The sequence below is a fragment of the Geobacillus sp. ZGt-1 genome (genome assembly GCF_001026865.1).
Classification (GTDB): domain Bacteria; phylum Bacillota; class Bacilli; order Bacillales; family Anoxybacillaceae; genus Geobacillus; species Geobacillus thermoleovorans.
The window spans coordinates 1-8,108 of record NZ_LDPD01000008.1 but is presented as its reverse complement, the minus strand read 5'-3'; the positions used below and the strand labels follow the sequence as shown (position 1 = coordinate 8,108).

The 8,108-nt window shown below is 45.7% G+C and carries 13 protein-coding genes; all 13 read right to left on the bottom strand.

The annotated features are described in order from the left end of the window. Positions 1-418 (bottom strand): N-acetylmuramoyl-L-alanine amidase family protein (locus tag VU18_RS02225; RefSeq protein ID WP_047757580.1); only part of this gene is annotated, 418 nt, incomplete at its 3' end. Further along, positions 415-834, bottom strand: coding sequence for a holin family protein (locus VU18_RS02220; protein ID WP_033012595.1), 420 nt, complete (start codon positions 832-834; stop codon positions 415-417). The genes VU18_RS02220 and VU18_RS02225, both read right to left, overlap by 4 nt. 85 nt (positions 835-919) lie before the next feature. Beyond that, entirely contained in the window at positions 920-1,054 is a 135-nt protein-coding gene (locus VU18_RS21005; protein WP_255351066.1) for a hypothetical protein, read from the bottom strand. Position 1,055: 1 nt separating this feature from the next. Further along, a complete protein-coding gene (locus VU18_RS02215) occupies positions 1,056-1,430 on the bottom strand; it encodes a hypothetical protein (protein WP_014194748.1) in 375 nt (124 codons plus the stop codon). A gap of 10 nt (positions 1,431-1,440) precedes the next feature. After that, positions 1,441-2,871 carry a tail fiber protein gene (locus VU18_RS02210; RefSeq protein ID WP_047757579.1) on the bottom strand — a complete coding sequence of 477 codons (1,431 nt, stop codon included), beginning with the start codon at positions 2,869-2,871 and terminating at the stop codon, positions 1,441-1,443. A 5-nt stretch (positions 2,872-2,876) separates the two neighbouring features. Continuing rightward, complete coding sequence (locus VU18_RS02205) at positions 2,877-3,488, bottom strand: YmfQ family protein (RefSeq protein WP_047757578.1); 612 nt, start codon at positions 3,486-3,488, stop codon at positions 2,877-2,879. Between the two features lie 3 nt (positions 3,489-3,491). Continuing rightward, positions 3,492-4,097: a hypothetical protein gene (locus VU18_RS17140; protein WP_082218518.1), complete on the bottom strand. Its 606-nt coding sequence runs from the start codon at positions 4,095-4,097 to the stop codon at positions 3,492-3,494. 12 nt (positions 4,098-4,109) lie between these two features. Further along, positions 4,110-5,123, bottom strand: coding sequence for a DUF2793 domain-containing protein (locus VU18_RS02195; protein WP_047757577.1), 1,014 nt, complete (start codon positions 5,121-5,123; stop codon positions 4,110-4,112). Positions 5,124-5,127: 4 nt separating this feature from the next. Next, positions 5,128-5,541: a hypothetical protein gene (locus VU18_RS02190; RefSeq protein WP_047757576.1), complete on the bottom strand. Its 414-nt coding sequence runs from the start codon at positions 5,539-5,541 to the stop codon at positions 5,128-5,130. 3 nt (positions 5,542-5,544) lie between these two features. Continuing rightward, positions 5,545-6,606 carry a baseplate J/gp47 family protein gene (locus VU18_RS02185; protein WP_047757575.1) on the bottom strand — a complete coding sequence of 354 codons (1,062 nt, stop codon included), beginning with the start codon at positions 6,604-6,606 and terminating at the stop codon, positions 5,545-5,547. Beyond that, the gene (locus tag VU18_RS02180; protein ID WP_047757574.1) at positions 6,599-7,021 is read right to left on the bottom strand and encodes a DUF2634 domain-containing protein; all 423 of its coding nucleotides are present in this window, start codon (positions 7,019-7,021) and stop codon (positions 6,599-6,601) included. Before VU18_RS02180 ends, VU18_RS02185 begins: the two co-directional genes overlap by 8 nt. Further along, positions 7,022-7,339 (bottom strand): DUF2577 family protein, encoded by a 318-nt coding sequence (locus tag VU18_RS02175; RefSeq protein ID WP_047757573.1) that lies wholly within the window; start codon positions 7,337-7,339, stop codon positions 7,022-7,024. Positions 7,340-7,342: 3 nt separating this feature from the next. Then, positions 7,343-8,108 (bottom strand): hypothetical protein (locus VU18_RS02170; RefSeq protein WP_047757572.1); only part of this gene is annotated, 766 nt, incomplete at its 5' end.

Below are 8,108 nucleotides of genomic sequence, written 5' to 3'. Positions count from 1 at the left end.
TGTCTTTAATTGGATCCAACTTAAATGTTTTGCAGAGCTCTACAAATACATCTTCTGTACGAGAGATGGTGTCTGGATGGAATGTGCCGTCTTTTTCCACACACATTTCCACACCGATGGATAGAAAGTTCGCGTTCGGTTTCAGTTCTGGAACGCCGCGGTAAGTACCATCGTTAGCGTGATAAGCTACTTCATCCAGAGGAATAATACAAAGTGCTTCGTTTTTATCAACGAAAATATGTGCCGAGGCGTATCGTTGTGCTTGAATGATGGTTCGATCAAAATACGTGAAATGATTGGCCGCTGATGCACCTGGATTTGCTGTCCAATGCAAGACAAGCTTTTTCACACCTTTGAGTTTTAACCCTGGACGCGAATACTTGTTCACACGAATAAACTTTTCTGTCCATACGCTCATTGTTTATTCTCTCCCTTCTGATTTTCATTTTTTAGTTGCGCAAATACCTTCGAAACCTGTCCTGGAATGGATACACCTAAACGCCCAAGGTTTTCGATGAAACTGATTCCTTCATTACCAATCAAGAACATAATCATCGTATTGCGCATAAAATCGCCACTGCCTGTTACCGCGTCCAGTTGGTTTGCCACGATAACCGCCAAAATCATCGCCATTTTTTTCATAAGTCCTCGAAATGCCGTCTTGGATGACACTTCCTTTGTGCTGACAGCAACCATCAGCCCTGAAATATAATCCACCGCCATCATGATTCCGAGTGCAATAGCAAGATGATCAACCCCGCCAATTAAATAGGCGATAGCTGATGCGCTACCGCCTGTGATCGTGGTGTATAGAGTGTTGGTATTATGCTTCATTCGTTTTCCTCGCTTTCCCCACTTAAAGTAAAAAGAGCACACCTGTATAAAGTGTGCTTATTGCGCAGTATCGTCCGAATGTTCATCACTTCATACTATTGAGTACTTGTGTTACAACTTCTTTTAAATTACTCAAGTTAGGCACTTGGTCAATTGTATAAGTTCCTGCTAATACAAGACTTACCCAAACTTTTACTAAACCGCTATTTTCATTGAACATTCTACATTCCTCCCATTTGAGTTAATAATAATGTCAATTCAGCAATTGCTTGTTTTGTTTCCTCAACTTCTTCCGAAAGTGGTTTACGAAAAACCTGCGGCGCTTCCGGCTCATTAGGATCAGGATAACTAAACTCCAATTCTAGCGTTTCAGGATTAACTCGATAACCATTGCATTGAGCAATATCTGCCGCGTATTGTCCATATTCAAGCTGAATAACACCGACAGTATCACGAACGCGCTCTTTTAACGCTTGGTACGTTTCAAAATCTTGGTCAACGGTTGTTTCTATGACCGCACCCATCATTTCGCCCGTATCAACTAAGACATTTCCAGTTGCTTTGTCATAATAAATTTTTCTGCCGACTTTATTCATTTTGTCCCTCCTATTCATAGGCGTACCATGTAAATAAAGTATTAGGGTTAGTTACAGGTAATCTAAAACCCGATGAATTTACATAAGCGTCATCCGAATTATTGAGATATACGGTGTTTTGCATCGTAATATCAGCACTGGCACTTCCTAAATAGTTCCGTCGGTTATCGAATATTGTTATATCTGTGTTTCCGTCCGGTACAAAAACATGTATGACTGTCGGTTGAAATGTTAATCCGCTTACAGTTATATAAGGATAACCATGCAAAGCCCCTGAATTTGAGACCCTAAAATATCCATAGTTAGGGGATGATGTTACTGTACCACTTGCAAACTTTTTTCCCTCAACTAACGTTCCAACAACACCAAAAATATTTACACCCTGTCGAATGTTTGAAGCGATTAAATCCGGTTCTGACGCTGTAACCCAAGAGTTTCCATCATAATAACCCTGTGGCGGTCTTAGGAAAATTTTATCTCCCGGCCAAACAGCAGTTTCAAGGGCCGGCATGTGAAAGTTTTCTGCTGAACGGTTCGGCATTGTTCCTGTTTGTTCTCCGCTATCATTTGTGAACGTCTTTCCGCTCAATACATGTGCGGGTTGAGCGTTACCAGCCCCCCCTTCACCCTGTAAGATAAAATTTCCTGTTGAAGCGTTGTATCTAAAGGTGTAAACGCCGTTTGCTTTTAAATTTGTTACGTCATTTCCATTAGCTTTTTTTAATGGTTTTGCCCCTAGACCATTCACATTTAAAGTAGAAGCTCCCGTGGAATCCACATTAATTTTTACGGTAACAGCCATCCCATCTACATAAGCAGTAGGAGCAGGGGTCAAAGTGACTGAATAAGCATTTGCCGAACCGCTGGCAACTGCATAAGCAGGATGCTTCACATAATCAGCCAAATGCGCAACAACTGTATCATTCACCTGTTTCACCGCATTCGCCGTCGCCGCTTTTGTCGTCGAAGTACTTGTCAATGTATCTTCGAGTTGGACGATACCAGCTTGTGTGGTGCTGGCGTTTGGCAATTGTGGCGTCGGCACTTTTGCACTCCCGTCGAGAGAGGCGACGCCGTTTGCCGAGCCTTTTTGGCTGGCCGGGATCGCGTCTGTGATTCCGTACCCAGACAGCGTTGTCGGTTTACTTGTGATCTCCGCAAATGCATGTGTGTGCCCTGTTGGACTTGCTCCGACATCAGAGGAGGTGAGGGTGACAGCGCCGGTTTTTCCGTTGACACTCGTTACTGTATTCCGTTGTGCGCCCGACTCGATACCATCCAGTTTAACTTTGTCTGCCGCAGACATTCGCCCTGCTTCTGATGCCGTAGCTAGCTTAGTCACTTCCACGTCCAAAATGTCAAAGTTTTGGTTCAAGTCATCAATGTTGACGACATCTGTGCCTTCAGGTTTCTTTAAACCTAAGTTCCCTGTGAGTTTCATCCCCTTCACGCTCCCTCATATACCTTGAGCTCGTTCCATGTCTTGCTTGTGGCTTGATTCCATGTGAGATTTTTAACCGCATTCCACACCGTGTATGTGTATTTGAAGCTGTACGCCAAATGCGCAGGCTTAATTTGTTCTAGCATTTCGATTAACCCTGCCATGTTTGGTGGAATGCCTTTTACGCCGATGAATTTGACCTCAAATCGATACTCGGATGGATATTCGATGACATCGACTTCGCCGCCACTGAATGCAGCCGCGGCGTTCTGAATCATCTGCTTTGTCGTGGTTCCGGCGCCACGAAGTTTCGCCTTGATTCGTTCCCTTCGCCACTCCATCGGCTTTGTCGGGTCAACAGCAAGACCAAGTTCAGACTCCCAAAACGACAATCCCCATGTAGCTGTTGTGGCAGAAAATTGGTTGGGAAGATTATCGATCTCTGACCAGAGCTTTCCAAGCTCTTCTCCTTCTGCGTTCATTATCTCTTCAAACTCCCGAATACCTCGATAGTAATTAGGAAGATATTGAAACAAATCAACCGATGTGGCTGGTGATGAATGTTCTTGCTGATCTGTGCCAAAGAGAGTCGCGCCGTACAAAGTTTGACCGTACATCCATCACACCCCTTTCAGTTGATTCCAAGTGATCGGGCCTTTGGGCATAACATCAGCTTCTCGCGCCAACTTAACCCATCCCCCCCATCCGCTCGACCTCGTTCCTCTTCTGATGTAGATGTCACCGTTGTCATCAAAGCCTACTTGATGAACAGCTCCTCCGCTATCGTCTGTCCAGCCGACCAGCGTTATGACTTTGCAATACGTTCCACTGCCTGGCATTCCGACCGTAGATCGATACTTAAATTCTGCCCTAATCTCCCTTGAGGTAAGATCTGTTGGAAGTAAATTAATGTTTCGGGTGTCATCAACCACCATTCTAGAATGATCGTGACTTGATGGCGGAAATGTTGTAGGCTTCCCCGTTACTCCTGACCACGGCACACTATCAGCCGTTTCTGCCGCATCAACCTTCCCGTCGTAATCTGTATCATATATGCTTTTCAACATGTCACCGACAGACTGAGCTGCCACAAGAAGCTGATTTCCGTTCGGTGTACCAATATACAACTTGTTTGTGTCTGTACAAAAACCTAATTCACCGACATCCAGTACAGGAAGTTGGGATTCTGTTCCTCTCCTTATCTTAATCAATACTTGTCTTGGCATTATTCACCACTCCTAGAACGTTCCACCGTCAATGACAGCCACCATAAGCCGGTTTCCGTTCACTGAATCATAGACAATACTGCTCCCATCGATATTCACAGCTACTCCATTTGCATCCACCGTAATACCCCTATACGCCTTCACTTCCACCGTGTCCGCCAAGACATTGATTCCGTTTCCCGCGCCGACATGCAGAGTGACCGTATCGGCCTGACCACCACCCGTCAAACCGTTTCCGGCTGTGATCGTCTGCAACGCTCCGCCCGTGCGCACCCAAGCCGTCCCGTTCCAGCTATAAATCTTTTGCTCATCATCGACATAGCACGTCCATCCAGTTTGTGGTGTGTACAGATCCCATGCCGACCCATTCCATTCTGCAATTTTGTTGGTTTGACCCGACCATGCGCCGGTTGCGCCGGATGGGATGATGTATCGATCACCGACTTCCGGCGTAGTTGGCGGTGTAGTAGTGATGCGGTTTTTGACGCTGGCTTGCGGTTCGATATTGCGTTTTGCGAGTTCAATCTCGTTTCGGATTTTTTGCGCGCTCCACAGGTCTGTTGGTCCTGTGCCCGCATCGTTGATTTGACGGTGGATAGCAGCATTGTCGATATGGTCTCGGATTTGCGCTGCGGTGGCCGTTTTGGTGCCGTCTGACACTTTATTGACGCTTCCGCCTGTTACGTCTGCTTTTTTGATTTTTGCATAGTTCGTACCGTCCACAATATCGTCAATGGTTCCGTTTAAATCCGTCAGGTTCTTTGTACTGATTCGTTGCCATGCCGTACCCAAGTCCAAATATAGATATCCGTCATCTGTCGCATAATAAAACCTTCCCTGCACTGACGCTTTAGGACGATTTGCCAACGTTCCGGACATTACACGTCCGACTAAAGTATTTATCGTACCGTCTCCAATATACACTTCTTTTGTGTCCGTACAAAATCCCATTTCCCCTTGTTGCAACGGACCGTATGCATCCAGTTGCGCCTTAGTTCCCCTTTTAATCCGTATGGTTTGGGGCATATTATCATCCCTCCCTCAAGAAAGTTCCTCCATCAATCATTCCATCGGTTTTGTATCGCTCTAATTCCGTTTGTGTGGCCGTGATTGCCTCCTGAAGCATATTCACATCATCAGCCTCAACCGTATCGCCTGGCGTTTCGTAAGATATATAGAGCTTTGGGGCGTTTGAAAATATCTTAATCATCGTTCGCCATGGCCGTTCAGACGGAACAGACAAAACAAACTGATCAATGCGATTCCCTGTCATTTTTGATCCCGTATACACACGGATTGTATCTTTCACCACGTTGTCATGCTTCAATTCGCCTTCGTAGACGCCATTGATCGGGATGACTTCTTCCTCAATAACATACCGGTTGCCGTCCAGCTTTTTATTTAACTTCGTTGAAAACCGATCAATCTGTTGAGGATACGCCAATTCCTACACCCCCAGCGCAACCGTTCCGAGAATTGGCACCTCATCATCTTGCAACGCAACATTCGCCGTGCTTCCGTTCACAGTCAATTCACTGTAATCAATCACACCGGGCGTGCTTAGCAAAAGTGTCCCGATTTTCGCGTAGCTCACATAAGTCATAGAGAAAGCAATCTCTTTCAAATATTCATCGAGCGACGCTGCAAATGCATCTTGTACATTTTGCAGTGTATATCCCGATGCCAAAATGACGTTTGCCGAAACGCTGATCGGTTTGCCCGTCGCCGAAGTAACCGTTACAGCCGCGCCAATGGGCCGCACTTGTTCGATATACTCCTGCACTTGAGCAACCAATTCAGTGGTCGCTGGCTGCATGTCTGTGTTGACGATAGTAATTTTGACAGTGCCAGGACCATTCCAAAGAGGCGTCACCTTTGCATCACCTACCCCGGCAACTTCCAACGCCCATTGACGATAATGAGCAATGTTCCCTGACGTGATTGGTTTACGTATTCTCTCGTAATAACGAGCAAGCAGTGATTCATCACTTTCCTCATCGACTCCATTTTCAAATGCTTGCAAGTTTGTCACACTTTCCACTCCGTCAATGACATCGACCAAAACTGTAATAGCATTGGCCGGAACATTGCCTGATGATCCGGGCAGCTCGGCTTCTGCCAGAACAGTAGCAGTTCCGTTGTCCCCGATAGCCGCATCATTAACTGTATAAAAGAAAATGGGAATGCTGTCCCCTGTGCTAATGCGTGTATTGGCTGGGATCACCGTTCCTGTCCGTCCTACAAAAGTCAATAAACCACTTGCTTTTTGTGCCGGTTTAGGTTCGATGCCAAAGTCCCTCACTCGAGCAAGTAGTATATCCCGAGGTACATCTTCGGATAAATATAACCAGTTAGTCACTAAATACAGTTGTTGGTATGCACGTTCCAATTCAAGGGCCGCCGGAGCGAGCATATCCCATACCACAGACCCTTGCCGCTTATCAAAGTCATCAGGGATTCGCGACAGCATCCGCTGCATGATCACCTTAAACGTCTGATCTTCAAACATTCACGCTCACCCCCTCTATCGTCCTGCCATTAGCCAAGGTGACAGTAAAGGTAACTTGCATTTGATCACCGTTGCGTTCAATGAGAAAATTTGACGCACTTTCGATCCGGTCATCATATTCAATCGCTTCTTTGATTAGTCGAGGGACTTCTTCCTCTAGGAGCTCGCTAGAGACGTTCTTGCCAATGATATCTTCTATTTCGCAGCCATACTCATCATCGTAAATAAAAAAGCGCGAGCGAGCCGTCATAATGGCCTTTTGGATAAACTGCAAAATGGCCTCGTCATTGTCGATGATCCCGCCCATTTCCCCTCTTTCAAAATCGATGCGATACGTCTTCGACGGGCCGATCACTACGGTTTCCGTTGCGTTATCGGCATTCAGCTCGTCAAGGTTGACCGGAGCAAGCGTCATTCAAATCACCGCCCGATCAATGATATAAAACACTTGGTCACGGTCGCTGGCTACGATGACGCGATCACCGACTTTCAGTTCATCTTGGTATTCCAGCTCTACTGTTGTACCGCCATTGATTCTGACTTGCCGCTTATGTTTTGTTACGTGCTGAGCGATAATAACATCGTCCTTGTCCAGTTCAATTTTCATGTTGTCGACTTGGATTTTGATATTAGGAGGTGGCGACGTCACCGTGGCCAGCTCAATGGATATGTCCTTGTTATAGCCATGTTGCCGCATCAGATTAATAAGCCGAACAGCACCGTTCCCCTCCATGTCTCATACCTCCTCATAGGCCACCTCTGCTAGAGTAGGGCTGCTGCTAATGGTTAACGACATCGTGTGCACCCCGTTTTCGTAATGGTGGGTGTCCGAATTGACATAGTAGGTGCCGTTAATACCCGTCATTTTGTTATATACTTGGATCACGGAGCCGGACGTGATCTCATTGATCCCTAAAGACTCGAGGCTCATGTCTGTTGCGACTTTGCCCATCTCTTTTAGCAACTGATTAGCTAATTTTTGTAGTTGCGCTTTGTTCAGTTTCTCATCGGCACGTTCGACGTGCTGCATAACGCCATATTGCTTTACCAGGCTGTTATTTTGGACTGTAACAGTCACCGGTTTTTTATCTGTGCCACCGATCACCTTTACTTTTGTCTTAGTTTCCTCAATACTTTCATTAACGCTAAGAGATAATAAGTTTCTCCCGCTCTCAATAATCAGTTTGGCGCTTGGCACTTTCATTTCGGTGAGCATAAATTTCCCGAGATGATTGGAAATAAAAAAACGCCTACCTGTATGCTTTCGGGTCGTGGTTAACGCTGTAAATAGCATTTCTGCTAATGGTTTTTCGCGAAAAATATGCTTCGGGATTACATATCCGGTATCGGCAATAGTGCCGACAGGGATTTTATAAAGGTTGCAAATGTATTTGGCCATTTCACTAGCTTTTTTCTTCGTGAACTTTATGGTGTCCGCATTTTTAACGAGGTATATATTAGGGTCGTAGCACGTTAACAACCCTTCCCCCGCTTCATTTTTT

What these genes read in the sequence shown, in the direction of transcription:
- VU18_RS02220 (WP_033012595.1), bottom strand. Translation starts at nt 834, where the DNA reads ATGAAGCATAATACCAACACTCTATACACCACGATCACAGGCGGTAGC.
- VU18_RS21005 (WP_255351066.1), bottom strand. Translation starts at nt 1,054, where the DNA reads ATGTTCAATGAAAATAGCGGTTTAGTAAAAGTTTGGGTAAGTCTTGTA.
- VU18_RS02215 (WP_014194748.1), bottom strand. Translation starts at nt 1,430, where the DNA reads ATGAATAAAGTCGGCAGAAAAATTTATTATGACAAAGCAACTGGAAAT.
- VU18_RS02210 (WP_047757579.1), bottom strand. Translation starts at nt 2,871, where the DNA reads ATGAAACTCACAGGGAACTTAGGTTTAAAGAAACCTGAAGGCACAGAT.
- VU18_RS02205 (WP_047757578.1), bottom strand. Translation starts at nt 3,488, where the DNA reads ATGTACGGTCAAACTTTGTACGGCGCGACTCTCTTTGGCACAGATCAG.
- VU18_RS17140 (WP_082218518.1), bottom strand. Translation starts at nt 4,097, where the DNA reads ATGCCAAGACAAGTATTGATTAAGATAAGGAGAGGAACAGAATCCCAA.
- VU18_RS02195 (WP_047757577.1), bottom strand. Translation starts at nt 5,123, where the DNA reads ATGCCCCAAACCATACGGATTAAAAGGGGAACTAAGGCGCAACTGGAT.
- VU18_RS02185 (WP_047757575.1), bottom strand. Translation starts at nt 6,606, where the DNA reads ATGTTTGAAGATCAGACGTTTAAGGTGATCATGCAGCGGATGCTGTCG.
- VU18_RS02180 (WP_047757574.1), bottom strand. Translation starts at nt 7,021, where the DNA reads ATGACGCTTGCTCCGGTCAACCTTGACGAGCTGAATGCCGATAACGCA.
- VU18_RS02175 (WP_047757573.1), bottom strand. Translation starts at nt 7,339, where the DNA reads ATGGAGGGGAACGGTGCTGTTCGGCTTATTAATCTGATGCGGCAACAT.